22 protein-coding genes are annotated in these 26202 nt (G+C 53.6%); 19 read left to right on the top strand and 3 right to left on the bottom strand.

All coding sequences use genetic code 11. From position 1 onward, the window contains the following. The first annotated feature begins 16 nt into the window (after window positions 1-16). Together GEOB_RS17545 and coaBC are read left to right on the top strand one after the other, a co-directional pair. The gene (locus GEOB_RS17545; RefSeq protein WP_012648597.1) at window positions 17-640 is read left to right on the top strand and encodes an MBL fold metallo-hydrolase; all 624 of its coding nucleotides are present in this window, start codon (window positions 17-19) and stop codon (window positions 638-640) included. Between the two features lie 10 nt (window positions 641-650). Beyond that, window positions 651-1844 carry a bifunctional phosphopantothenoylcysteine decarboxylase/phosphopantothenate--cysteine ligase CoaBC gene (gene coaBC, locus GEOB_RS17540; protein ID WP_012648596.1) on the top strand — a complete coding sequence of 398 codons (1194 nt, stop codon included), beginning with the start codon at window positions 651-653 and terminating at the stop codon, window positions 1842-1844. 172 nt (window positions 1845-2016) lie between these two features. Here coaBC and GEOB_RS17535 read toward each other — a convergent pair whose 3' ends face one another. Then, window positions 2017-2925 carry a zinc dependent phospholipase C family protein gene (locus GEOB_RS17535; protein WP_012648595.1) on the bottom strand — a complete coding sequence of 303 codons (909 nt, stop codon included), beginning with the start codon at window positions 2923-2925 and terminating at the stop codon, window positions 2017-2019. Window positions 2926-2972: 47 nt separating this feature from the next. On the opposite strand from GEOB_RS17535, the gene GEOB_RS17530 reads away from it, so the two are divergent. Continuing rightward, entirely contained in the window at window positions 2973-3743 is a 771-nt protein-coding gene (locus GEOB_RS17530; RefSeq protein ID WP_012648594.1) for a uracil-DNA glycosylase, read from the top strand. A gap of 12 nt (window positions 3744-3755) precedes the next feature. Continuing rightward, window positions 3756-4199, top strand: coding sequence for a PaaI family thioesterase (locus GEOB_RS17525; RefSeq protein ID WP_012648593.1), 444 nt, complete (start codon window positions 3756-3758; stop codon window positions 4197-4199). 98 nt (window positions 4200-4297) lie between these two features. On the opposite strand, the gene GEOB_RS17520 is transcribed toward GEOB_RS17525, so the two are convergent. Further along, a complete protein-coding gene (locus GEOB_RS17520; RefSeq protein ID WP_012648592.1) occupies window positions 4298-4777 on the bottom strand; it encodes a Spy/CpxP family protein refolding chaperone in 480 nt (159 codons plus the stop codon). A gap of 340 nt (window positions 4778-5117) precedes the next feature. Between GEOB_RS17520 and GEOB_RS17515 the strand changes: the two genes are divergently transcribed. The 9 genes from GEOB_RS17515 to GEOB_RS20530 all read left to right on the top strand — a co-directional run bounded on the left by GEOB_RS17515 (window position 5118) and on the right by GEOB_RS20530 (window position 17044). After that, window positions 5118-6536, top strand: a complete 1419-nt coding sequence (locus GEOB_RS17515) for an ATP-binding protein (RefSeq protein WP_012648591.1) — start codon at window positions 5118-5120, stop codon at window positions 6534-6536. Beyond that, window positions 6533-7201, top strand: a complete 669-nt coding sequence (locus GEOB_RS17510; protein ID WP_012648590.1) for a response regulator — start codon at window positions 6533-6535, stop codon at window positions 7199-7201. The genes GEOB_RS17515 and GEOB_RS17510 overlap by 4 nt, the downstream gene beginning before the upstream one ends. A gap of 92 nt (window positions 7202-7293) precedes the next feature. Continuing rightward, window positions 7294-8745: an efflux transporter outer membrane subunit gene (locus tag GEOB_RS17505; RefSeq protein WP_407638365.1), complete on the top strand. Its 1452-nt coding sequence runs from the start codon at window positions 7294-7296 to the stop codon at window positions 8743-8745. Beyond that, the gene (locus GEOB_RS17500; RefSeq protein ID WP_012648588.1) at window positions 8742-10034 is read left to right on the top strand and encodes an efflux RND transporter periplasmic adaptor subunit; all 1293 of its coding nucleotides are present in this window, start codon (window positions 8742-8744) and stop codon (window positions 10032-10034) included. Before GEOB_RS17505 ends, GEOB_RS17500 begins: the two co-directional genes overlap by 4 nt. Then, a complete protein-coding gene (locus GEOB_RS17495) occupies window positions 10031-10735 on the top strand; it encodes an ABC transporter ATP-binding protein (protein WP_012648587.1) in 705 nt (234 codons plus the stop codon). The genes GEOB_RS17500 and GEOB_RS17495 overlap by 4 nt, the downstream gene beginning before the upstream one ends. Then, the gene (locus GEOB_RS17490; RefSeq protein ID WP_012648586.1) at window positions 10735-11937 is read left to right on the top strand and encodes an ABC transporter permease; all 1203 of its coding nucleotides are present in this window, start codon (window positions 10735-10737) and stop codon (window positions 11935-11937) included. Before GEOB_RS17495 ends, GEOB_RS17490 begins: the two co-directional genes overlap by 1 nt. Before the next feature lie 92 nt (window positions 11938-12029). Then, window positions 12030-13334 carry an MATE family efflux transporter gene (locus GEOB_RS17485; protein ID WP_230198983.1) on the top strand — a complete coding sequence of 435 codons (1305 nt, stop codon included), beginning with the start codon at window positions 12030-12032 and terminating at the stop codon, window positions 13332-13334. Window positions 13335-13877: 543 nt separating this feature from the next. Continuing rightward, window positions 13878-15071 (top strand): ABC transporter substrate-binding protein, encoded by a 1194-nt coding sequence (locus GEOB_RS17480; protein ID WP_012648584.1) that lies wholly within the window; start codon window positions 13878-13880, stop codon window positions 15069-15071. Window positions 15072-15082: 11 nt separating this feature from the next. Further along, window positions 15083-17044 (top strand): ATP-binding protein, encoded by a 1962-nt coding sequence (locus GEOB_RS20530; protein WP_012648583.1) that lies wholly within the window; start codon window positions 15083-15085, stop codon window positions 17042-17044. Here GEOB_RS20530 and GEOB_RS17470 read toward each other — a convergent pair. Next, the gene (locus tag GEOB_RS17470; protein ID WP_230198982.1) at window positions 17038-17439 is read right to left on the bottom strand and encodes a response regulator; all 402 of its coding nucleotides are present in this window, start codon (window positions 17437-17439) and stop codon (window positions 17038-17040) included. The two genes, GEOB_RS20530 and GEOB_RS17470, sit on opposite strands and share 7 nt — an antisense overlap. A gap of 189 nt (window positions 17440-17628) precedes the next feature. Here GEOB_RS17470 and GEOB_RS17465 point away from each other — a divergent pair, with 189 nt between their 5' ends. From GEOB_RS17465 to GEOB_RS17440, 6 genes are read left to right on the top strand one after another with little or no spacing between them, the layout of a single operon-like run. Beyond that, on the top strand, window positions 17629-21096 hold the full coding sequence (locus GEOB_RS17465) for a PAS domain S-box protein (RefSeq protein ID WP_049764395.1): 3468 nt from the start codon (window positions 17629-17631) through the stop codon (window positions 21094-21096). A 3-nt stretch (window positions 21097-21099) separates the two neighbouring features. Then, window positions 21100-21903, top strand: coding sequence for an ATP-binding response regulator (locus tag GEOB_RS17460; RefSeq protein ID WP_012648580.1), 804 nt, complete (start codon window positions 21100-21102; stop codon window positions 21901-21903). Further along, window positions 21900-22862, top strand: coding sequence for an HD domain-containing phosphohydrolase (locus tag GEOB_RS17455; RefSeq protein WP_012648579.1), 963 nt, complete (start codon window positions 21900-21902; stop codon window positions 22860-22862). The genes GEOB_RS17460 and GEOB_RS17455 overlap by 4 nt, the downstream gene beginning before the upstream one ends. Window positions 22863-22868: 6 nt before the next feature. Continuing rightward, window positions 22869-24179: an HD domain-containing phosphohydrolase gene (locus GEOB_RS17450; protein WP_012648578.1), complete on the top strand. Its 1311-nt coding sequence runs from the start codon at window positions 22869-22871 to the stop codon at window positions 24177-24179. 59 nt (window positions 24180-24238) lie between these two features. Further along, entirely contained in the window at window positions 24239-24904 is a 666-nt protein-coding gene (locus GEOB_RS17445; protein ID WP_012648577.1) for a GTP-binding protein, read from the top strand. Window positions 24905-24909: 5 nt separating this feature from the next. Next, window positions 24910-26202 (top strand): sensor histidine kinase, encoded by a 1293-nt coding sequence (locus tag GEOB_RS17440; RefSeq protein ID WP_012648576.1) that lies wholly within the window; start codon window positions 24910-24912, stop codon window positions 26200-26202.

Genomic DNA, 26202 nt, shown 5'->3' with positions numbered 1-26202 from the left:
TGAAAAGGGGAATCACATGATATTCGAAACCATCGTAGTCGGCCAGCTGGGGGTCAACTGTTTCATCCTCGGCTGCGAAGAAACCCGGGAAGGGATTGTTGTAGATCCCGGAGCGGATGCGGAGCGGGTCCTGGCGGTAGTCCAGAAGCTGGGGCTGAAGATCAGGTATGTAATCAATACACATGGGCATTTCGACCATATGGGGGGAAACCGGAGTATCATTGAGAAAACCGGAGCCAAGCTACTGATCCACGAGTCGGATGTCTATTTCCTTTCCCGCGCCGCAGATTCAGCGGCTTCATATGGACTGAAGGCAGAAAACTCCTCCAAACCTGACGACCTTCTTCAGGACGGGATGGTGGTAAATTTCGGCAAGCATCAACTGAAGGTGCTGCATACGCCGGGACATACTCCGGGAGGCTGCTGCCTGTACCTGGAGAGCGAAGACAAGATCATCACCGGAGACACCCTTTTTGCCGAGTCGGTTGGGCGCACCGATTTCCCGGGCAGCTCCCAGGCCGACCTGATTGACGGCATACGCACCAAACTGCTTGTGCTGCCGGATGAGACCCAGGCTTTTCCCGGTCATGGGCCGTCGACGACCATAGGCCATGAGAAGCGGCACAATCCATATCTGTGATGGGGGCAGCATGTTGAAAGGTAATGAAATCATCCTTGGGGTCACCGGCGGTATCGCTGCCTATAAATCTGTGGAACTGTTGCGCCTGCTGACCAAGGCGGGGGCAAACGTACATGTGATCATGACTGCTTCTGCAACTGAATTCGTCACGCCGCTGACCTTTCAGACCCTCTCCATGAACCCGGTCTCTACCTCTCTGTTCAGCCTGATCTCCGAGAGGGAAATAGGGCATATTTCTTTGGCCGACCGGGCCGATCTCTTTGTCATCGCTCCTGCAACCGCTAATGTCATCGGCAAGCTGGCCAACGGCATTGCCGACGACATGCTGACAACCACGGTCATGGCTACCAAGGCGCCGGTGCTGGTAGCTCCGGCCATGAATGTCAACATGTACCAGAACCCTATCTACAAGGAAAACGAGAAGAAATTGAAGAGGCACGGCTATCTCTTTGTCGAACCGGCGAGGGGATTACTTGCCTGCGGTTGGGAGGGGGAAGGAAAGCTGCAGGAGCCGCAGATCATTTTTGAAGAGGCCCTGGCTGCATTGACGACAAAGGATCTGGCAGGTGAGCATATTCTTATCACTGCCGGCCCCACCAGGGAAGAACTCGACCCGGTGCGGTTCATCAGCAACCACTCATCAGGTAAAATGGGCTATGCCATAGCCAAAGCTGCCCGCCGCCGTGGAGCAGCCGTTACCCTCGTGACCGGGCCTACCTGCCTGACCGAGCCATGCGGTGTCGCGACAATTCAGGTCACTAGCGCCGAAGAAATGCGGCAGGCAGTAATGGCTGCCTTTCCCGCAAGCACCATCATCATAAAGGCCGCGGCAGTGGCCGATTACCGTCCTGTGGCCAGGGCAGTCGCCAAAATCAAAAAAACTGCCGGTTCCCTATCCTTGGAATTGGAGAAAAATCCGGATATCCTTTTCGAGCTGGGAAAGATAAAAGCAGACAAGATCCTCATCGGTTTTGCCGCCGAGACCGGTGATCTGTTGGACAATGCCGCAAAGAAACTGACCGTAAAGAATGTGGATATGATCGTTGCCAACGATATCGGGGCCGAAGGTGCCGGATTCAATGTGGATACCAATATCGTCAAGCTTCTTTTCAAGGATGGAAGGGTTGAAGATGTGCCGCTGATGGGCAAACAGGAACTGGCCGATGTACTTCTGGACCGGGCGGTGAAGTTGAAGGGGCGGTGATTGGTGATTGGTGATTGGTGATTGGTGGTTGGTGGTTGGTGATTGGTGATTGGTGATTGGTGGTTTTCAGCTAAAGACAGTGTTCATGCTCAAAAATGTCCAGAGCATACATCAGAATGTGAGCAGCGCAGAGACGCCGGCAACGCCGCAGATGGGCGTTTTTCAGCATGAACTACTCTGTGGAGAGGATCTGCAGCAACAGCTCCGGCTTACAAATGGCTTCGTGCAGCTTTCCCTTAATTTCATCCAGCTGTTCATTGGCCTGCTGCTTGGTGATCTTGCCGCTGCGGTAGAGCAGTCTCAGATTCTTCCTCACTGCTTCAGCCGTGGCAAGGGCTCGCTCCCCGGTGGGGTCCGCCTGGAAGAACCGTGAATCTTCGAAATCAGTGAGGAAGCTGAAAACCGCTTCTTCGGCCAGACTCATGTATTCGTCACGATCCACCTCCTCCAGACCAAAACGGGAAATGTCAGAGAGGGTCTGCAGGACCTGCTGCCATTTTTCCAGCCGGCTTACCAGCAGGATGGAGTTGAAGATACGCTTGTTGGTGCCGAAAGAAAACAGTGTGTCGGACAATACCTTTCTCAACAGAGCGTCATTCTTGCGGTAATGCTCCATGGACACCTTCCGGGCGCCGTCCCAGATCTCCTTGTCGACGAAGGTTTCGAATCTCATTTCCCAGTAGGCATGTTTCAGGGTCATGGTGGAAAAGCTTCGCATCACCTTATAGGGGACATAATAGTTGTGGGCGACGGTGTCTGCGGCAAGATGGGCCAGGTAGCCATAGGCGCAGGCTTTCTGAGCATCCATCTCTGCATTTTCCAGGACTTTCAGCCCGATCCGCCAGCGATGGCAGTGGAGCAAATAATGGGTGAATTTCTTGCCGATGGTGATGTCCGCGGCGATGCAGCCATAGAGGAAATCATTGGGAAATTCACTGATAATGGCTGCCACGGCAGGCTGCAATGCCTGAAGGTTGTTGAGTATGACGGAGCCCAGCTGCAGGTGAATTCCGGCACCCCAGGCGAGTGCTTCATGGGGCATTAAAACGATGAGTAGAAGGGCGAAAGATATGAGCAACATTGACATAAAGAATATTAGATGTGCCTGTAAATGTAAAGGAGTTTGCCATGCATGGGGCCGATGAAGCACGGCAGTTGGTGGCTTCGCTCTGTGTCTATCTGGAGGATCTGCAGGAATCTGGCATAGACGGCTTGGCCTATGGAGAGTCCGCTCCAGCTGTTGATCACGGAAATGATTACCACTCTGCTACTTCCCCACCAGCTTCGGTTGAACCGGCCCCTGCCGAAGGCTCGCCGCCAGACCCGGTATCAGCAGAGAAGGAAACTCTGGACAAAGTGCGGCTTGACCTGGGGAATTGCACCCGCTGCGGACTAAGCGGCACCAGGACCAATCTGGTATTCGGTATCGGCAATCCGGCTGCAAGGCTGGTCTTTGTAGGCGAGGCGCCGGGGCGGGACGAAGACCTTCAAGGAGAGCCCTTTGTCGGCGAGGCAGGACAGCTGCTGACCAAGATAATTGGCGCCATGCAGTTCAAGCGGAGCGATGTCTACATCTGCAACATACTCAAGTGCCGTCCCCCGGGCAACCGTAACCCTCAGCAGGAAGAGATCGAACAGTGCCAGCCGTTTCTGCTCCGGCAACTGCATGCTGTGAATCCTGAAGCCATTGTCTGTCTGGGCACCTTTGCCGCCCAGACCCTGCTTCAGACCAAGGAACCGATCTCCAAACTGCGTGGCCGCTTTCACGACTACCATGGCATACCGCTCATGCCGACCTTTCACCCGGCGTTCCTGTTGCGCAATCCGGCCATGAAGCGCGAGGTGTGGGAAGATATGCAGAAGGTGATGCGGCTGCTTGATATTGAACTGAAGAAGTGATTGGAGGAGAGAATGTACGAAAAGGTCTATGACACTCCAATGCCAGCCGGGGGGGAGTTACCCTTTGAGCTGCCTGAATGGATAGCCTGTGCCCCCTTCGAGGAGTACCTGGGGATGAAAATAGATGAGGCTGCCGAAGGGCGGGCCATACTGACCATGCCGTTCACGGTCAAGCTGTCCCAGGGGGTGGGATTCATGCACGGTGGCGCCATCACTGCCCTGGCAGACACGGCTGTCGCCATGGCCATCAAAAGTATGCTGCCTGAGGGAAGCAATTTCGTCACCATGGATCTGGGCCTCAAATTCCATGCTCCGGTAAGATCCGGATTGGTTAAGGCCGAGGCGCGGATTGTTGAACGTGACGAAAGAAATATCAAGGGGGAAGCCGAAGTCTTCGACGAGGCGGGGGTCAAGGTGGCGACATTTACCTCGGTTTTTCGGGTGAGAAGGCAGTAGCTTCCACTGCATTAAACAAGGCGAGAGCAGGTGCTGAATATCAGCCCTGCCCTCTGAACCATGTCCTCAGGTTGTTAAACTACCTCTGCCAATCGAACTCACTCCTCGTCTCCAGGCACCGAAGAACGATTACCATGCTTCCTGTTAGGCTTGAGACTCTTTGCCAGTTCCCGCTGTTCGGGAGTCAGTATGGTGTATATCTGCGTCTGGGTCTTCACCCGGATGACCGCCAGTTCCGTTTTGATCTGGGCAATGGCGGCAGCGATACTCCGAACTGAGGCTTCGTCAAAGGTGGTGCTTTCACCTGACTGCATGAGTAGCTTGCGTTTTTCGTGCATCTGATCTATGAAAGGTTCAGATGCGGCACGCTCCGCACTGATCAGCGACTTTATCTGGTTCTGTTGTGCATCCGTCAGTTTCAGCACCTTCGCCATGCGCTGATAAAATTTCCCTTGATGCATCTCCGACCCCTGCTTCTTGTCGCAATCTCCCCCTGGTCCGCGTCCTGCAAACACCGCTGTTCCTCCACCAATGGCCATCGCTACCAACACAGCCGCTACCAATGCTTTTTTCTTCATTGTGGTTCTCCTTTGTCAAGTAGGCACCTGTTCTAAAGTGCCGGTGAATGTTATGGTTTGATAGATAGCAGGAGAATGTGCATCAAATGTGGAAGAAATGAGGAAATGCACAGACGGGGCAAAAGGGCCTGTATCTGTACCGAATAGTTGTGATAGAACTTAACAGGTTGTCGAAAAACTGTTGCGGTGCCGATCTACTGCGTTATCGCTTGCTCAAAACCTCAGCGTACAGTGGGTACGCTTCGGCTTTTCGCTCGCTTAAGCCTTGCATTTCGGCATCCTCTCGACGTTTTTCAACAACCTGCTAATCAACAGGTCGTTGTCGAACAGGGGAAAACGGATGAATATCAGCATTACTCATAAATTGTTTTTCGCCATTCTGGCGGCAGCCGGCCTGGCTGTTATCAGCCTGGTTTTCATCATGCAGTGGAATCTCAGCCGCGGTTTCCTGCGATATGTCAATTCATTGGAACGGTCAAGCGTAAGCCGCCTGGTGAGCCGGTTGGAACAGTCCTATGGGGAGGACCGCAATTGGCTGTCGATCCAACAAACCCCGGCAAAATGGCGGGAACTGGTGAAAATCTCTCTCCCTGAGGACAGTCCTGCAAGTGGACCACAAAGGCGCGCCATGGAGTCCTACCGACGGGTACCCCCACCGGTGGTCCGGCACTTTATGCAGCGATTGTTTCTTCTCGATGCCCGGAAGAAGCCTTTGATAGCTGAGGCTCCCATACCAGCGGGAGCTGAGCTGACGCCGGTGCATTTTGACGGCACGGTCGTCGGCTATGTGGGACTTCTTCCCCGCACCAATATCTCAGATGACCATCAACGCAGGTTCCTGAGAGAGCAGAAACTTGCGTTCATTGTTGTGGCAGGGGTTGTCGTTCTGCTGGCCGCGGGCCTGTCGCTTTTGCTGGCCAGACGATTGGTGAAGCCCATCGCAGAATTGGCCAAGGCCACCGATCGCCTTGCTACCGGTGACTTCACCATTCGCGTGTCGGCCGAGGCAAATGATGAACTGGGTCGCCTTGCTCAGGATTTCAATGCATTGGCAGAGGTGCTGGCGAAAAACGAACAGGCACGGCGGCAGTGGGTAGCCGATATCTCCCACGAACTGAGAACCCCTCTTGCGGTCCTGCGAGGTGAAATAGAAGCGCTTCAGGATGGCATCCGGCAACCGTCCCCGGAGACCATTGCCTCGCTCCATGGCGAGGTGCTCCGTCTGGGACGGCTGGTTGATGACCTCTACCAGCTTTCCCTGTCCGACCTGAGTGCCATGACCTACAGAAAGTTCGATCTCGACCTGAGCGAAGTCCTTTCAGCAGCCGTTGCCGGATACCGCCAGGGGTTTGCCTCCAAGGATATTACCGTAAGAGCCGGAATCCCCGGCCAGCCGGTCGCATTTTGGGGTGACCGTGAGCGGCTGCACCAGCTGTTTGCCAACCTGTTGGACAATGCATTGAAGTACACAAACCCGGGCGGAACGTTGCAGATCACCATGGAAAAGAGCGCCGGGTGCACAGTGATCAGTTTCCAGGATTCTCCTCCGGGGGTCACGTTAGCAGAGTCGGAAAAGCTGTTCGAACGTCTGTATCGGGTCGATTCTTCCCGCAATCGGTCCACAGGAGGGGCCGGACTTGGCCTTGCCATTTGCCGCAATATTGTTGAGGCCCATGGAGGAACCATTACGGCGCAGCCATCACCTCTTGGCGGGCTATGGATGAGAATTGAGCTGCCTGGAAAGGGGAGACGTTCATGAGCGGAATGATTCTCATAGTGGAAGATGAAGAGAAGCTGGCAAAGCTTCTGGCTGATTACCTGCATCAGGCGGACTATGAAACCCATTGCCTTAGTGACGGTTCAAGGGTCGTGCCATGGATTCAGGCGCAAAAGCCGGAGATGATCCTGCTTGATTTGATGCTGCCGGGTAAGGGAGGGCTGGAGATCTGCAAGGAGATCCGATCCTTTTCATCGGTACCGATAATCATGATTACTGCCAGAGTCGAGGAGATAGATCGGTTACTTGGCCTGGAATTGGGTGCCGATGACTACATCTGCAAGCCGTTCAGTCCCCGCGAGGTGGTGGCCAGGGTCAAAGCGGTATTGCGCAGGGCTCACGGAGCTGAAGCTGTCAATGGGAAGGAATTGGTCCTTGATGATTCCCGCTACCGGGCAATGCTCCATGACCGAGACCTTCACCTCACTGCCGTTGAGTTCAAGCTGCTCAGCCTGCTGGCAGCCAGCCCAGGAAGGATCTTCGGACGACAGCAGCTGATGGACCACATCTATCCGGACCAGCGTATCGTCAGTGATCGTACCATCGACAGTCACATAAAAAAATTACGCAGAAAGCTGTCAGGTGCAGATCCAGGACAAGAATATATCCATTCCCTTTACGGGGCAGGCTACAAATTTGAGCCGTAAGTGCAAAATGCTGATTTCCTCCACAATTCATGCACATTCTGCTGATAGTTGTCGAGCATATGCGTGACAAAGCTAAAACAAGGAAAATGGTGGTGACATACGTGGTGCATCTCGTCCGGTGGTTAATCATAATTGCAACACTTGCCCTCGCTGGTTGCGTCACAGTCGGCCCGGATTACGTAAAGCCGGAACTTGATGTGCCGGCAAACTGGAATCGGCTGGACCAAGCCAATTCAGAAACAAAAGCCGCTGCGACTGGTGACTTGAGCCGCTGGTGGCTGGCGCTGAATGATCCGCTGCTGTCCGGGCTGATTGATGATGCCCTGCAGGCGAGCCCCGATCTGCGCAGCGCAAAAGCCCGATTGCGGGAAGCCCGCGCTCGGGGCGCAGTGGCCTCTGCCGGGCTATATCCCGCCGTGACCGCCTCGGGCAGCGCCAGACGCAATCGGTCAAGCGAGGAACTGGGAGGCGGTAGCACGCAGAACCTGTTCAGAGCAGACTTCGATGCGCAGTGGGAGCTGGATCTCTTCGGTGGTGTACGCCGTGGCATTGAGGCGACCAGGGCTGATGTGGAATCCTCGGTGGCAAGCCTTGAGAATACCAGGGTTTCTCTGGTGGCGGAAACGGCACAGAACTACGTGGAGGTTCGAACCCTGCAGCTCAGGCTTGGCATTGCCCGGGACAACCTGGTCAGCCAGACGGAGACGCTGCAGCTCACCGACTGGCGTGCCCAAGCGGGCCTGGTGAGCAGCCAGGACGTTGACCAGGCGCGCAGCAACCGGGAGCAGACCCGGGCCCGCATTCCAGGTCTGGAAATCAGTCTGGCGGAAGCAGAGCACCGCCTGGAAGTTTTGCTGGGCAAAACGCCGGGAACCCTCCAAGGGCGACTTGCAGTCGCCGGTGAACTGCCGTCTGTACCTATGCAGATTGCCGTAGGCATCCCAGCCGAGACCCTTCGCCAGCGCCCTGATGTTCGGGCCGCCGAGCGGAAATTAGCAGCAGAAACGGCCCGGATAGGGGCAGCCGAAGCTGCGCGATATCCTTCCTTCAGCATCTCTGGTTCCATCGGCTTTGAAGCGCTGACCGTCGGAGCACTCGGCAGCAGCGGGGCCGCCACTTCATCATTACTTGCGGGCATCACCGCGCCCATCTTCAATGCCGGCAAACTACGCAATCAGGTGGTGATACAAGATGCGGTGCGTGAGCAGGCATTGGTTGCCTATGAACAATCGGTACTGACCGCCTTGCAGGAGGTGGAAAACGCCCTGGTAGCATTCTCCCGTAACCGTGAAAGCAGCGAAGCGCTGACAAATGCCGCCGAATCGGCGCGCAATGCTGCCCGGTCGGCGCGGCAGCGTTACAGTGCCGGGTTGATCGATTTCCAGTCCGTTCTCGACACCGAACGCACCGTACTCTCAGTCGAAGACAGTCTTGCCAGCACCCGCGCCAATCAGGTAGCGGCCCTGATTCGCTTATACAAGGCACTGGGCGGCGGATGGTCGCCGCAGAACCAACCAGGCGCCACAGAGAAGGTAAAGTCATGAAAGATACCAAAACCACGCAAACAAACCAGGAAGAACCCCTGAAACATCTTCTTGCCCACAGGTCCGCAGGGCGATTCTCCCGAGGCTGGCTGTGGCTGGCCGGTGCGTTGATCGTCGTTGCGGCCGTGGCCATTTTCTTCCTTCGCCCAGGCGATAAGTCAACCGCGCCCCGTTACCAGACCGAACCGGTCGATGTTGGCACGCTGGTGGTAAAGGTTTCCGCCACCGGCAATCTGCAGCCGACCAACCAGGTTGACGTGGGGAGCGAATTATCAGGCATCATAGATCGGGTATTTGTCGACGACAATGGCCAGGTCAAAAGGGGACAGGTTCTGGCACGCCTTGACCCGGCCAAGCTGCAGGATGCTGTGGCGAAGTCGCGCGCCAGCCTTGCCGCTGCCGAGGCGCAGGTGCTGCAGGCGCAGGCGACGACAGCTGAAGCACGGGCTGCACTGGCACGTTTTCGGCAGGTAGCACAACTTTCCGGCGGCAAGGTGCCCTCCAAGGCCGAGATGGACAGCGCCGAAGCCAATCTCAAGCGGGCCGAGGCCAACGAGGCCAGCGCCCGTGCCAGCGTTACCCAGACTCGGGCCAATTTGCAATCGGACGAAACAAACCTGTCCAAAGCTAGTATCCGCTCACCCATCAACGGTGTCGTGCTGGCCCGTAAAGTGGAGCCGGGGCAGACTGTGGCAGCATCTTTCCAGGCACCGGTGTTGTTCACCTTGGCCGAGGACCTGTCAAAGATGGAACTGCAGGTGGATGTGGACGAGGCCGACGTGGGTCAGGTGAAGGTCGGCCAGAAAGCGACCTTCAGTGTCGATGCTTGGCCAGGGCGCAAGTATGACGCGGTTATCACCAGGGTCGGCTATGGCTCCCAGAAAAAAGAGGGGGTTGTCTCCTACCTGACCGTGCTCCAGGTCGCTAACGATGATCTCTCCTTGCGCCCGGGCATGACCGGCATCGCCGAAATCACCACCCTGGTTCACGACAACGCGCTGCTGGTGCCGAACGCCGCTCTGCGCTTCACCCCGTCAACAACCGGTACCCGGCAGAAAAAGTCCGGCTCCAGTGTCATGGGTGTCCTGATGCCGCGGCCACCCCGCCAGGCGCCGAAGGTCCTGGCGACCTCCACCGGCACGCCAAAGGTGTGGGTGCTGCTCAATGGCCAGCCTGCGGCTATCGATGTCAAGACCGGCGCAACCAACGGCCGGGTGACCGAGATCCTCAGCGGACCGCTCAAATCAGGCATGCAGGTGATCACCGAGGCGCTGGGGAGTTCATCGTGAGCGACGCGAGTCTCATCAGGCTTTCCGGCATCACCAAGACCTATGGTCGAGGTCAGGCTTCCTTTCAGGCCTTGCAGGGAATCGATCTTGATATCGACGCCGGCGAATTCGTCGCCATCATGGGCCCCAGCGGTTCCGGCAAGTCCACCACCATGAATATCCTCGGTTGTCTTGATACCCCCAGCAGCGGCATCTACCAATTCCAGGGGGTGCATGTGGAGAAACTTGCGCGAAACCAGCGCGCTCTGCTCAGGCGGCACTATCTGGGTTTCGTCTTCCAGGGATTCAACCTGCTGTCGCGCACCACTGCTCTGGAGAATGTGGAATTGCCGTTGATCTATCGAAGGGAGCCTGCCGCTGTCCGGCATGCTGCGGCCCGTGCCGCTCTTGAACAGGTGGGTCTGCATGGTTGGGAGCATCACACCCCTGCAGAACTGTCCGGAGGCCAGCAGCAGCGGGTTGCCATTGCCCGCGCCATTGTCACCAGCCCGGCGGTACTGCTGGCGGACGAGCCCACCGGCAATCTGGACACCCGTACCAGTCAAGAGATCATGCAGCTGATCACTGATTTTAACCGCGACAAGGGCATCACCATCCTCATGGTCACCCATGAGCCGGACATAGCGGCGTATGCCAAGCGGGTCATCCACTTTGTCGACGGACGGGTGGAGAGCGACCGACGCAACGGGGAGGCTGCCTGATGTTCTGGAACACTTTGTTGCTCTCGATGCGCGCCATCCGGCGCAACCTGATGCGTTCTTTTCTTACCATCCTCGGCATCGTCATCGGCGTCGCCGCTGTCATCACCATGGTCACCCTCGGTAACGGTGCCACCAAGTCCGTATCAGACCAGATCTCCAGCATGGGGAGCAATCTGCTGATGGTGATCCCGGGCCAGCGCTTCGGACCTGGCTCCGAGGGGGCACCCAAGTTCAAGAGCGCTGACGCGGATGCCATCCGCAACCAGATTACTGCCATCGAAAGGGTTGCGCCGGTGGTCAGCAAAACAGTGACCACTGTCTATCAGGCCCGCAACTGGTCCACCGTGATCAACGGCAGCAACAACGAGTACTTCGAGTCCGGCAACTGGGAATTGGCCAGTGGCCGCAGTTTCAGCGAGGCGGAGGAACGGGCTGGCAAGGCGGTTTGCGTGATCGGTGAAACGGTGCGCGGGAAGCTGTTCGGGCGACAGAATCCGGTGGGGAGCGAAATCCGCATAAAGCAGTTCTCCTGCGAAGTGATCGGCCTGCTGAAAGCAAAGGGACAGTCGGCCATGGGCTCGGACCAGGACGATACCGTGGTGATGCCGCTCCGCACGGTTCAGCGTCGTCTTACCGGCAACCAGGATATCGGCCGGTTGACGGTTTCGGTAAAGCAGGGAGCTTCCATCGATGAAGTGAAAAACCAGCTCACCCTGCTCATGCGTGAGCGAAGAAAAATCGCAGAGAATGAGGAGGATGACTTCCGCGTCATGGACACCCGGCAGATCGCCCAAACACTCACCAGCACCACCAAAATCCTGACCATGCTCCTTGGTGCCGTTGCTGCGGTAAGCCTTCTGGTTGGTGGCATCGGCATCATGAACATCATGCTGGTATCCGTTACCGAGCGTACCAGAGAAATAGGTATTCGCCTTGCCATTGGCGCGCTGGAAAGGGAAGTGCTGCTGCAGTTCCTCATCGAGGCCGTAGTATTGTCCAGCCTTGGCGGCCTGGTCGGCATTGCAGTGGCAACCGGTGCTTCCATCGGCCTGGCCCGCTTGATGGGGGTTCCCTATCTGTTCGACCCCGGAATCAACCTGCTGTCTTTTCTGTTTTCCGCCGGAATCGGCGTCATTTTCGGTTATTTTCCGGCTCACCGGGCGGCAGGACTCAACCCGATCGACGCCCTGCGATACGAGTGAGTGTGGCCATGGCAACTGCGTCAATGAGATGGACCAAATGGAAAAATGTGACGTTCAATCACGTCCCGCGCCTGCTAAAGCTAGCGGCACCAATGATACTGTCAAGTTCCGCGATCATGCTGATGCAGATCATAGATGCCATCGTCTTGTCACGCTACTCAAGCGAGGCGGTCGCGGCCATGGGACCGTCAGGTTTGGCGGTAATCCTTTTTCAGGGATTTATGTTCGGTACTGCAGGGTATGCCGGCACCTTTGTTGCCCACTGTCACGGGCGTGGTGACACCCAGGGGGGGCGCAGATCCGCATGGCTTGGCATTTATGCCGCTCTGGCGGCCGGGGGGACAGCCCTGGTCTTGGCCTGGCCGATTGCACTACTGTTCCTGCTGGCCGGCCACGAGCCAGGGGTTGCCCGGAACGAGATGACATATTTTGGGATCTGTATGGCCGGTTCATTGTTCCCGGTTATGGGCGGAGCCTTGGCAGGATGGCTTTCAGGCATCGGACGACCTGCCGTCGTTACCGGGGTGGCATTCATATCTCTCACGGTGAATGCACTACTGGCCTGGGGGCTGGTTCTTGGTGAATGGGGCCTGCCCCGGATGGGAATCTCTGGAGCGGCGGTCGCGACTGTGGCCGCGCAGATGGTCGCTATGATCCTCTATGCAGCGACGTTTGCCAGGGCTGGCGGCTTTTCTGACGCCGTGGCAAGGCGGCTCGATTGGGTGGAGTTTCGCCATTTCCTGTCCCTCGCCATGCCGATGGGGCTGCGGATCAGCGGTGAGCTTGCTGCGTGGACACTGTTTCTGGTGGTGGTCGGTCGCTTGGGAACCGTGCAATTGGCTGCATCCAGCATTGCCTTTCGCATCAATGGCATGGCATTCTTCCCTGCACTCGGACTCGGCCAGGCCGCAGGAATATTGGTGGGACACGCCCGGGGAGCCGGGAATGATGACGAGATCCCGGCCATAGCCTCACAGTCGCTTGTGGTGTGCGAGATCTGGATGCTCGCAATGGCAACCTTGTTCGCCACAGCGCCGGTGCCGCTCATGTCGGTCTTTGCGGGTTACGGGCCGGAAAGCATACGAATTGTGGAGACCGGTTCCCTGATCATGAAATTCGTCGCCTTTTATTGCATCTTCGATGCAGCCAATGTCATGATTGGGTGCGTACTGGCTTCAGCAGGCGATACCCGTTGGCTCGCCCGTACCTTCCTGGTCTCTTCGAGCATATTTCTCGCCCTGCTATGGCTTGTCGACATGATCATTCCGAGCTTGATGGCGGAATGGGCACTGGCTACCATGTTCGTGTTCGCCACAGCGGTAATCTGGTTGTTCCGGTTTCGGCGCGGGAGGTGGAGGACCATACGGGTGCTGCGCCGAACGGAGATGGCCGCCTGATTTTGAAAGTGCCTTCTTGTGATACAGGAAGGCAACCCTTTTATCTTGCCCAACCTGTCCCATCTTCATTGCATGACAACAAAATCCCCAACTGTTGTGTCCATCAAAGTGGCAAGTATAAATATTGAAGGTGCTGCCGGATAATCTCCTTGAGCATTCTCTACGCCACCGTTGGCAAGCAGCCAAAGCTCCCTCCCGAACATCAGATGAATTCATCTCTTTCAAAACGCCGTTAAGCCTTGTATGAAAAGGACTTAAGGGCGTTTTGGTGGTTTAGGAATGTCTCATGTCAAGGGCAGACCCCTCTGGAGTTCCACAAGAACACCTCTTTCCCTACTTAGACAGCCTGTTTCACTCCTTGCACCTCCACTTCATTCTTAATCCTATCTCTTCCCGTAGTGTCCTAATGCATTTAATAAGTTCTTAAAGAAATTCAGCCTTTCTTCCGATAACTAACATGAAGAAGAAAGTGTGTAATGCTTGTCCTCAACATACCGGTGTACATCGGGCACTGGCTCATAAATTAGCGAACAGGGGGGAGAAATGAAAGGTTGGTTTAAGACGCTGACATCTGTATTCCTGATGTCGGGAACTTGTGTGGTTTTTTATGGAATGCCATCGAATGGGCTTGCCGCAGAACCGGTAATAATAGGCATAGACGCCGACTTCTCTTCCGGGTCTGCTTCGGCAGGTGAGGCTATTCACCGGGGTGCGCTTATCGCCATTGCCGAAATAAATGAAAAGGGGGGAGTGCTTGGTGGTAGAAAGCTGGAACTTAATTTGAAGGACCATCATGGCTCGCCCACGCGAAGCACCGATAATCTCAACGACCTCTCCAAAGAAAAGAACTTGGTTGCAGTGATCGGTGGTCTGCACAGCCCCGCAATCATCAAGAACCAGGATCTGATCCATCGCAACCGCCTGATCATGCTCGATCCTTGGGCTGCCGCCACTGCAGTGGTGGAGAATGGAAAATCTCCAAACTATGTCTTCAGGGTTTCGGTACGTGATGAATATGTGGGCGGATTTCTGGTAGGGCAGGCTGTTAAGCAGGGTTACAAGAACCTGGGGCTCTTGCTGGAAAAGACCGATTGGGGAAGGGGCAACGAAAAATATATCACCGTCGCCCTCTCCAAACTGGGGCGTAAGCCTGCTTCCGTACAGTGGTTCTATCTGGGGGACACGGACATGACGACTCAATTGATTGCTTTCGAAAAAGCAGGGGCGGATGCGGTGATCATGGTGGCCAATGCTCCGGAGGGTGGTGCAATCGTCAGGCACATGGCGCTGAGACCGGAAAAGGTGAGACTTCCAATAATCTCTCACTGGGGAATAACAGGGGGAAATTTCCGCGGGAGTGCAGGGGATGGACTGAAAGGTGTTAAATTGCAGTTTCTTCAGACCTATTCATTTATGAACGCAAGAGGGAAAAAGGCGCGAGAGGTGATCAATCGCTACAAGACCATGTTCAAGGCCGGAAGCGAGCGGGAAATTATGGCCCCCGTCGGTACTGCCCACGCTTATGACCTGGTACATATTCTGGCGCTGGCCATTGACAAGGCGGGAACCATCGATCGGGCAAAAGTGCGCAATGCCATGGAAAAGATCAACTCCTATTCGGGCCTTGTCAAAACATACCGGCCTCCGTTTACCCCTCAGCGGCATGAGGGGCTGAACGCCTCGGATTACCACCTGGCGATTTACGATCGGGACGGGACGATCATGCCACGCCGATAGGCAGGCTGGTTATGGGCTATTTGAAGAGCCTTCAAGGCAAGATACTTATCTTTTTTATTATTCTTGACCTGACGGCGCTCAGCATCATGATGTTCAGCGTTTCGCGGACAGCCATGAAGGCGCTTGAAGGGGAAATTCGCGTTCATCTTTCTCAGATGGCCGCCGACTTTTCACGTGCGGTAAACGAGGATATGACTATCAAGTGGCGCGCAACGCAGGACCTTGCAGCCAATCCATTCATGATCAATAGCGTCATCGACACACTGGGGAGAGAGACATATCTGGCTCCCTTCATGCGCAAGCTGTCCCTGCCGGGCAAAGAGGGTGACAAGGCTGATATTTTTCTTCTCGACTATAAGGGGAGGATCATCGCTAAAAACGGAGCTGGTACGAGCAATGATGTCTTCGAGAATGTACGGTGGCGGCAAAAGGTGATGGGGGGCAGTCCCCATGCCGAGATCAGCGATGACGGGAAGCATCACAAGGTGCTTTTCGCGTTCCCGATTTTTTACCAGTCGCTGCCCGAAGGTGTTCTGGTTGCCAAATTCGATGTTTCCTTGATCTCGGCCGTCATGCAAACTACGGAAGAGTTCAAGACCGCTATCATCGGCTCCTCCGGACATCTGCTTCTTGGGGAGCTTGATCCGTCTACTCTTGCCAAAGCGGCAGGAGGGAAGCTGCCGAAAAGAGAGGCGCGGGTTTTTTCCGAGCACGATAAACTTTTTGCCGTGTTTCCCTTGCAGGGTATCGAAGGATTCGAGGGCTTCGGCTGGAGACTGGTTCTATCGGTTCCTTCCAGCAACATTCTGGCCCCGGTAGAAAAATTGCTCTGGCACATGCTGCTGATAGGGCTTCTTACTGCCACCGCTGTCTCCTGTGTCGTTTTCTTCCGTACCAGGAGGTTTGTGCGACCGATAAAAGACCTGGAAGCAACGATGCAGTCGATTATGGAAAAGGACGACCTGTCTCAGAGGGTTGAGATTTCGTCCGACGAAGAGGTGGAGGCCCTGGGGAAGACCTTCAACAAAATGCTGGACAACCTTTCGAATACGAGGGTTTCGAAGCAGTCCCTGGAACAGATTGTAGAGGAGCGGACTCATGAGCTGAAAGCTTCGAGCGAAGAACTTAAAACGGCTCAACTCCATATGCTGCAAAATGAAAAAATGGCTTCCATCGGACAACTGGCCGCCGGAGTCGCCCATGAAATCAACAATCCCATAGGGTTCGTTTCAAGCAATCTCACCACGCTGAACAAGTATCTGAGCAGAATGAACGAGTTTATTGACCTGCAGGAAGAAAAATTGAGCGACGTTGCTCCGGAGCACCTGGAAGAACTGGAACTGAAGCGGAAAACTCTTAAGATAGACCGTATCAGGAAAGACGCGGAGCAGTTGATCAAGGAATCATTGGAGGGCACCGAACGGGTCAGGGATATTGTGACTGACCTCAAGACATTTTCCCGTGCTGATGCAAAGGAATATTTATTCGCTGATATCAATGAATGTCTTGACCGCACCATTAATATCGTGTGGAACGAGATTAAATACAAGGCCACCGTAAAGAAGGAATTCGGCGTCCTGCCGAAAGTGAAGTGCAACCTTCAGCAGCTCAACCAGGTGTTCCTGAACCTTCTTGTCAATGCTGCCCAGGCAATCGATACCCAAGGGGAGATCACCGTGGCCACTTCCCATAACGGTGACCAGATCTCCGTTTCAATAGCTGACACCGGAGTCGGAATTCCTGAAGAAATTCGGCACCGGATCTTCGAGCCCTTCTTTACCACAAAAGAGGTAGGGAAAGGGACCGGGCTGGGGCTCAGTATTTCCTATGACCTCATCAAAAAGCACAATGGTGGTATTACCCTGGAGTCCGAGCTGGGAAGAGGAACCAGATTCACCATTACCTTGCCTGTGCTGGGCAAGGACCACCATGGTGAAGAAGAGGGAGTGCAGAGGGAAACTTTAACTCACTGATACAGGCCAAGATTTATGATCTCTTGCAGAAGGTCCTCAGCGGTGAACGGTTTGACCAAAAAAGCAGTGGACCCATTCAGGAAAGTGGGATCCAGGCGAGTCTTGGGATCATCACAAGCGGTAATCATGATGACCTTGACCTGATGAACAGCTGAAATTCTCGATGCCTGCTCTACGGCCCTGATTGCCCGTAGGGCCTGGTTGCCGTCCATGACCGGCATCAACAGATCCATGCAGATCAAGTCGTATGGTTTCTGAGCCTCGAAGGCCAGTTTATAAGCCAATATCGCTTCCTCACCATTGGCGGCTATGTCACATTCGCCCAGTGGAGACAATGTGTCCTTGATCCACTGCCTCGTGATAAAGCTGTCATCCACCAGAAGAATTTTCATCATCTCTCTCCGTCGTTGATTTGCCCGTCTACTGATCCCTTTCGGCATTTATGCCGGCAACTTTAGAGCATCAGCTGATAAATTTGCGGATTTAAGTTTCCGGTCCCCGAACCGATAGATGTTTCAAGTACGGAACACCTTTCAGTTGCAGCTCCTGAATGATTTAATCGGGTGCATGTCCGGGGAACTCAGGTGAAGACCATCAGCATGAGCATCAAAACAAAAACCGCGACAATCATTTCCATCTTTGTTTCGCTTTTAATGGGAGCGATCAGTGTCATTGGTCATCACTATGTGATCGAGGTACTCAAGGATGAGGTTGCAAAGCAGCAGTCCGCTTTGTTGTCCTTGGTCGCGGGGCCGCTCGACGAGCAGATTGCCCATTCACGGCATATGCTGGAGCATCTGGCGTTGGATCTTGCCGACAAGGACCTTCGAGATACTGAAACTAACCGTAAGATCATTTCCTTATGGAAAGACAAACAGCACTTCAACGGTGGGTTGTGCATCATCGATACTAAGGGACGTGTCGTTGCGAAAACAGGTTCTGAGGGCGCCGCCCCGACCAAGTCATTGCTGAACGAGGACTATGTCTCCTTTCCCCTCAAGCACGGCAAAACATTTCTTTCCAACCCCTATATAGAGGCCGCGTCCCCCCACCATCCTATGGTCACCCTGAGTGTCCCTATTGTTCATGATGGCAGGGCCATCGGTGTTCTTGCCGGTTCCAACGATCTGCTGCATGACAGCTACCTTGCCGATCTGAACAAACTACGGATCGGCAATAAGGGTTTCATCTACCTGGTCAACAGGAAGCGCATGCTGATCATGCATCCAAACCAGCGACGCATTACCGAGACTATTCTGTCGGGCGCAAACCCTGGGCTCGATTCTGCCATCGAAAGCAACTTTACCGGCAGCATGGAGAATACGAACAGTATGGGCGCCAAAGGGATTTCATCCTTCAAACCCCTGGTCAATGCCGACTGGATACTAGCCATTCATTATCCTCTTTCCGAGGCCTATGCACCCATAAGTCGGATCAACTACTTCATGGCTGCCATGTTCTGCATGGCTTTTGTTGCCTCCCTGGTTATTGCCTATTTCGTGACGGGAAAAATCGTCGGCCCCGTAGTAAGGCTGACTGCCCATGTGAAGAAACTGTCGGCAAAACGGGGAGAAGGAAGGTTTATTCATATCGATACCCGCGACGAGTTGGGTTCCCTGGCTGCAGCCTTCAACGAGATGATTCTCCAGATGGACGAAAAGCAGGAATTGCTCCACGAGAACCGGGAGCTTTACAAGATTCTCGCCGAGTTCACTTCGGAACTGGCAATCCTGTTCAATCCGGACAAGTCCGTACGATATGTGTCTGGCAACTGCCTCAAGCTGACCGGCTACACGGAAGAGGAGTTCCACGGTAATCCCCGCTTTCTCGAAAAAATCGTTCATCCCGAGGACCTGGACGCATGGCTCCATCACTGTGAACTGCCGGACGAAGAAGGATGCGGTAGAAGCTTCGACATCAGGATCATCACCAAAAACGGAGAGACCAGGTGGTTCAACCATGTCTGTCATACCGTTGTCGCATCGGACGGCAGCCGCATAGCAATCCGCGCCAGTTTCAGGGACGTCACCCACCGGATCATCCTGGAGCAGAGACTTAATGACCAGAGAGTCTTCAGCGAAAGTATCGTCGATAGCATTCTTACGCCGGTTTTCGTCATCGATGCCGATCATAAGGTCATTGCCTGGAACCGTGCCATGGTGGAACTGACGGGAAAGGCCGCCGCCGATGTCCTGGGGACCAGCCTGCAATGGCAGCCTTTTTATGGGGATCAACGACCGACCCTGAGCGACCTGGTTCTGGATGGTCTCAATGGGGACATCGAGCGCTGTTACCAGCACTGTTTCAAAGATCCCTTTGTCAAGAAATCCATTCGCTGCGAACAGTGGTTTGAAATGCCCAACGGAGAAAAACGCTATCTGATCTTAGATGCCGCCCCCATCTTCAGTGACGGCAAAAAGGTGGCCGTCGTAGAAACCATTTACGACATCACCGAGCGTAAGACAGCGGAGGACAGCCTCAGGCTCTTTTCCGAGGCCATCAATCAAAGCGCCAGCTCAATCATCATTACCGATTTGGAAGGCTCGATCCAGTATGTGAACCGGAAATTCTGCGAAATCAGCGGATACAGCAAAGAGGAGATACTGGGGCGGAAACCGCCGGTTCTCGATCCGGAGCAGCAATCGCCGCAGCTGTACCATCAAGTGTGGCAGACCCTAACTGCAGGAGATGCCTGGCAGGTGCAACTCATGAGCCGAAAGAAAGATGGAACCGCCTTTTGGCAGACTGTCACCGTGATGCCGGTGACGGACCCGGACGGGACAATAACTAATCTCGTTATTGCCGAGGAGGACATTACCGAACTGAGAAATAACGAGCGGGCTCTGAGAAAACAGCAGGCTGAGCTGGTGGTGAAACATGAAGAACTCCGCAACCTGTTCAGGCAGGTGGAGCAGGGCAAGCGGGAGTGGGAAAAGACAATGGACTGCATCGACGACATGATCATACTCGTAGATGGCCAGGATCATGTCAGACGCTGCAACAAGTCGTTCATGGAATTCTGCGGCATTTCCTATACCGGCCTCATTTCCAGCAAATGGCCCGATCTTTGCGCCTCCCTCGGTTTTACCTTCGACCGGGACAGCAGGAAGATCGAGTTCCATCATGAGCCAACCAACCGCTGGTTCGATCTGAGCAGCTACCCTTACGGGGATGCTGACGGGGCAGTCATTACTCTCCATGACCTGACCCAGATCAAGCTGGTTTCCCAGGAGTTGTTTCGGACTTACGAGGATCTGAAAACCACCCACAAACAATTGCTCCAGAATGAAAAGATGGCTTCCCTCGGCCAGCTTGCGGCGGGTGTTGCCCATGAGATCAACAACCCCATCGGTTTCATTTCAAGCAATCTGGGGACAATGGGCAAGTACCTGGAGCGGCTTCAGGGAATTATTGCCGCCCAGAGCGCAGCCATTAACGACACCGCCCCGGCCGAGGTCCGGACGGAGATCGCCGAACTGAGCGCCAGATGCAAGCTGGACTACATACTCAATGATGCTCGGAGCCTGTTGTCCGAGTCGACAGAGGGGGCCGAGCGGGTCAAACATATCGTCCAGAACCTGAAATCCTTTTCCCGGATCGACAATGCGGAAAGCAAGTATATGGACCTTCACGAATGCCTGGAAAGTACTATCATGGTCGCCTGGAATGAGTTGAAATACAAGGTGACGCTGGTCCGGGATTACGGCGAACTGCCCCAGGTCAAATGCTTTCCCCAGCAGCTGAACCAGGTATTCCTCAATCTGCTGATCAATGCCGCCCATGCCATCAAGGAGCGTGGGGAAATCAGGATTGCGACCTGGTGCGAGGACAAGACCGCCTGCATTGCCATCAGCGACACCGGTTGCGGGATTCCGCCGGAGGTGATCGGCAAGATTTTCGATCCATTCTTCACAACCAAGGAAGTGGGAAAAGGAACTGGACTAGGTCTTTCCATCAGTTTCGACATCATCAACAAACATAAAGGGACTATAGATGTTACCAGTGAACCGGGACAGGGAACGACCTTCACTATCCGAATTCCTGTGGAGTAGCGAATGGATGAAACCGTGAGAATTCTTTGCGTCGATGACGAACGAAACGTGCTCCGCGCAATTGAAAGAATGTTTATCGATGAGGACTACGAGATCATCACCGCCTCTTCCGGGGAGGAGGGATTGGAAAAGCTCTCCAGTAGCGAAAATTTCCATGTGATCATCTCGGACTACCGCATGCCCGGCATGAACGGGGTGGAATTCCTCAAGAAGGCGTGCAGCCTCCATCCGGAAACAATCCGCATCGTCCTCTCCGGTTATGCGGATACCGCTGCTGTCGTTGCGGCGATCAACGAGGGGGAGATCTACCGGTTCATCCCCAAGCCCTGGAACGAAGATGAGCTGAAGATGACCATTGCCAAGGCAGTGGAGATGTTCGCCCTTCATCGGGAAAACGCAAAGTTGTCCGAAGAACTCCATGTCAAGTCCCTGGCTCTGGAGCTTTTGAGCGGTGCCGTTGATCAACAGCAAGTTTTGGTGGCGGGTGGCCCCCACGGCCTTGATCCTTTCATAATATTGGACAGCCTTCCCTTCGGCGTGCTGTCGGTCCTCGCCGATACGGTCATGCAAATGAACACTGCTGCCGCCCTGCTGCTGGGGAGGGATAGGGACGAATGCCTGAGTCGGCCCATGGCCCATGTACTCCCTGCTGATATCTGCGGGTTTATCGGCCGGGTTTTGGCCGGAGAGAAAAGCTGGACCGGCATTGCCGCCGACGGCAGGACGTTGCAGGCTGATGCGACCGCATTGGATCAGGGTGCAACACCTGCCATCGTCATAGTCCTGACAGGAGAGTCTTCAGTATGAGCGAACCTATCCTTTTTGTTGATGATGAACAACATGTGCTCAACGCCCTGCAGCGGGTTTTCTCGGAAAGCGGCCTGGAAACCGTTTTCACCCGTAGCCCAATAGAGGCACTGGAACTGTGTCGCAGTAAAAAGTTTGCCGTTATCGTTTCGGACAATATGATGCCTGAAATGAAAGGAATCGAACTGTTGACACGGATCAAGGAGGAATCACCGGAGACCGTCAAATGTCTGCTGACAGCCCATGCCGATCTGGATACGGCGCTGCAGGCGATCAACAGTGGCGAGGTCTTCAGATTCATCGTCAAGCCCTGGCGAAATGAGGAGCTATACCAGGCGGTCAGCGAAGGGGTTGCCCGTTTCCGTATCTGGGACGCCCTCAGACAACATGATGAAGGTGTTCTCCATTCTCTGGCCGAGACCATCGAGCTGAAAGACCATTACACCCGCGGGCACTGTAACCGCGTTGCCGACCACGCTTTAAGGATATGCGAGCTTTTGAAGCTTCCCTCGACCACATCCCGGGAGATTCGTTACGGCAGCTGGCTGCACGACTGCGGCAAGATCGGCGTGCCGGAGACAATCCTCAATTCTACCTGCATGCTTTCGGAGCAGGAAATGATCGTTGTCAGGAAGCATCCCGAGTGGGGAGCCAACGTGGCCCAGCAGGCCAACTTATCTCCTACTTTGATCAACATTATCCGCCATCACCATGAGCGCTTCGATGGAACCGGGTATCCCTTCGGTCTGAAAGGGGTCTCGATCCCTCTGGAGGCACGGATAGTGGCCGTTGCCGACGTTTTCGACGCCCTGACTACGGATCGACCTTATAAGCCTGCCATGAGTTTCGCAAAGGCGCACAAGCTCATGGGAGATATGCGAGGAAACCACCTGGAAGGACGGCTGGTAGACATGTTTTTCCAAACATTGGACACGGAAAAAACAGGCTCAGAAGGATAAAGAACAATGGTAGCCCAAACCACAAGCACCATACTTGTCGTCGACGACGAAGAAAACATCCTCCGGGCCATTGTCCGCCTGCTGATGGAGGAGAACGACATCAATGTACTGACTGCCGGCTCGGGAAGCGAAGGGCTCAGCGTTCTGCAGGCGCACCCGGATGTGGCGTTGATCCTTTCTGACCAGCGAATGCCGGGAATGACGGGAGCGGAATTCCTGCAACAGGCAAAGAGCCTGGCTCCGGAAGCGATACGCATGGTATTGACCGGTTATGCCGACATCAATGCCACCATGGACGCAATCAACAAGGGTGGGGCTTCTTGCTACATCACCAAACCGTGGGATGACGGCATGCTTGTGCAGACCCTGACAGAAGGCGTCCAGCGCTACCGGATGACCATGGAGAACAAGCGCCTTTCCGCACTGGTACAGCAGCAGAATGCCGAGCTGCACGAGTGGAACAACGGGCTGAAGAGCCGCGTAATGGAACAGACGACCCGGATCAGGCAGCAGATGGAGGAATTGCGCCTGAGTGGCGAGATTGCCACCAGGAACTGGCAGAATACCATTCTTGCCTTTTCCAGCGTTATCGGCCTTTTAGATTCACTGGCAAAGAATCATTCTAACAATGTTTCCGCTGTTGCCGAAGAGTCCGCTCGCAAATTACAGTTAACAGAAGACGAAATCGAAACTATAAGAGTCGCTGCACTTTTGCATGATATAGGGAAAATAGGTATAGAACCAGGCATACTAAGAATGCGGTATGAGTTGCTTGATGATGAGGAGCGTGCAGAGTATGCCCGGCATCCGGTGCGGGGACAGGCAGTTGTTGATGTGGTCGAAGGTTTACGCTCAGCAGGCCAGATAATTCGTCACCATCATGAACTCTATGATGGAACAGGATTTCCAGATGGGCTATCCGGGAAGGACATACCGATTGGAGCACGTATAATCGCCATTGCAGATTTCGTGGATACGACTATCTCAAGAATGGATGCTTCGGTTTCAATCGAATCAATAATGAAAAGCCTAAAGGAGAAAGCAGAAAGCTTTTTTGATCCAGAGCTGCTGCCAACAGTTCAGGAAGTATCCACTAGTTATTATATTGGTCTTACAGATCGTTCGATGGTTGTGCAAGAAATTTCACCAAAAGACTTATGTACAGGCATGGTCCTGGCCAGAGAAGTGATAAGCGGCACGGGGCTTTTGCTTCTAAACAAGGGGGCGACATTGGATGAGGCTAAAATACACGCTCTGAAGCGATATTACAGTGTAGATCCTCCCGAGGGGGGAGTGTTTGTTTTCGTTTCTCAATGAGTATTTACTTTTGTAATCTACAGACTCAACTTCTTGATTCAAGGAACAGGATTCCCATCATGATTGAATTTAATGAAAAAGAGCGGCGCATGGTTCTGAAACTCGTTTATTATGGCCCTGCCATGTCTGGGAAAACAACCAATCTTCTTCAATTGCATGAATTGTTAAAACATGAAGGTCGAGGAGATCTGATGGTCTTGGATACAACTGACGATAGAACAATCTATTTTGATCTTCTGCCTTTTTTCATTGTTGCACCCAGCGGGTTAAAAATAAAAGTCAAAGTTTACACAGTTCCAGGCCAAGTAAGACATGACGCCACACGTAAGGCTGTATTACAGAGAGCTGATGGCGTTGCTTTTATCGCTGATTCCCAGCTTTCGCAAAGCACGAACAACCTTGCCAGCTTTGAAAGCTTGGAAAACAATTTAGCTTTGGTAGGGTTGGATGTTGATTCAGTGCCGCTTGTGATTCAATTTAACAAGCGAGATTTATCGGCAATAGTTGCAGAAGAGGATATTCTTCATACTTGGGAGCCTACCGGAATTCCCGTGACTATGGCAGCAGCTATTAAAGGATTGGGAGTAGTAGAAACATTTTCACTGCTGGTCGAACGCCTTTACGACAGAATTGATGATCGCTACAGAATCGCGTCCGACCATGGTCTTGACAAAAGAGCATTTGTGAATCGCATGGTCAATGTTGCTGAGCAGGAAGGAGATTGATACAGATGCTGCCTTCACAGGAAGGAATTTCATATGTAGTCGGCGATGAGAAGCGCCTGCATGACGTTTTAATAGATACTGAGGTTATTCCTCTTCTTGAAGGTGCCGTACAGGCAGGTGCCGATAATGTGACCATACTGGACCCAGACGGGATGGAGATTTGGGGTGCCACCCAGCGTCCATTCCTGGCGGAACCTTTAGTTATTTTCCCCCTGAAATTGGAAGGGGAACCGGTAGGAACTATAAATGTTTTTGGAGATCAGGATTCAAAGCCTTTGCTTTTTGCAGTTGGTAAACTATTGGCTGTTGCGCTTAATACTGTGATTTCAAATAACCTTAAAAGAATTCTTACAACAGAAATTCATACTACTGTAGTCAATACATCCTTTGAGCAACTTGTTGAAATAAATCAACAGCTAAGTCAATCAGAAGCACGGTATCGAGATTTGGCAGAGAGCCTTGAAAAACGAGTGAATGAGAGAACATTCGAGTTGAAAAAAGCTCATTCGCATCTACTTCAGCAAGAAAAAATGGCAGCCATAGGGCAACTGGCAGCAGGAATAGCTCACGAGATAAACAATCCCCTTGGCTTCATCATAAGCAATCTTCACACCTTGCAAAAATATGTCAATCGCCTCAGTGCAATGTTATTCTTCTGCAGAGATCTGAACAAGATTGGTTCGACAACCTCCACTTTAGTCGAACAGACAGAACAAAAATGGCAAGAATTAAAAATAGACATGGTGTGTACAGATGTTGGTGATCTCCTATCCCAAACGTTGACCGGCGCAGAACGTGTTATGAACATAGTGGCTGATTTAAAAGGTTTTTCTCATGTCGATGAAGTTGGGCTTATTGACATTGATGTGAATAGAGAAATTGAACTGACATTAAGTGTTCTTTGTCATCAATTAAAAAACAAAGTGGAGATTGTACGTGATCTTCAACCATTGCCTGTTATCAAGGCTCAAGCGGCAGTACTTAGTCAAGTTTTCCTCAATATTATACAAAATGCAATCCAATCCCGTGGGGATGGCCTCCGTGTAACTCTGGCTACAGCCTGGGATGGGAAACGAATCAGAATCAGTATTGCTGATAATGGACCAGGAATTCTTCCAGAGCATCGCGGCCGGGTGTTTGAACCTTTCTTTACTACTCGTGAAGTGGGTGCAGGTAAAGGTATGGGGCTGGCCGTGGTGTATGACAGCGTTTTGAAACTTGGGGGAACTGTATCAGTTGCAGATGCAGCTGATGGTGGGGCTGATTTTATTATTACAATTCCTCTGAATAAGGAATAA

The organism is Geotalea daltonii FRC-32, from assembly GCF_000022265.1.
In the GTDB taxonomy this organism is placed as follows: Bacteria; Desulfobacterota; Desulfuromonadia; order Geobacterales; family Geobacteraceae; genus Geotalea; species Geotalea daltonii.
Note: the sequence above shows the minus strand (reverse complement) of the source record. Positions and strands in the feature narration are given on the sequence as shown.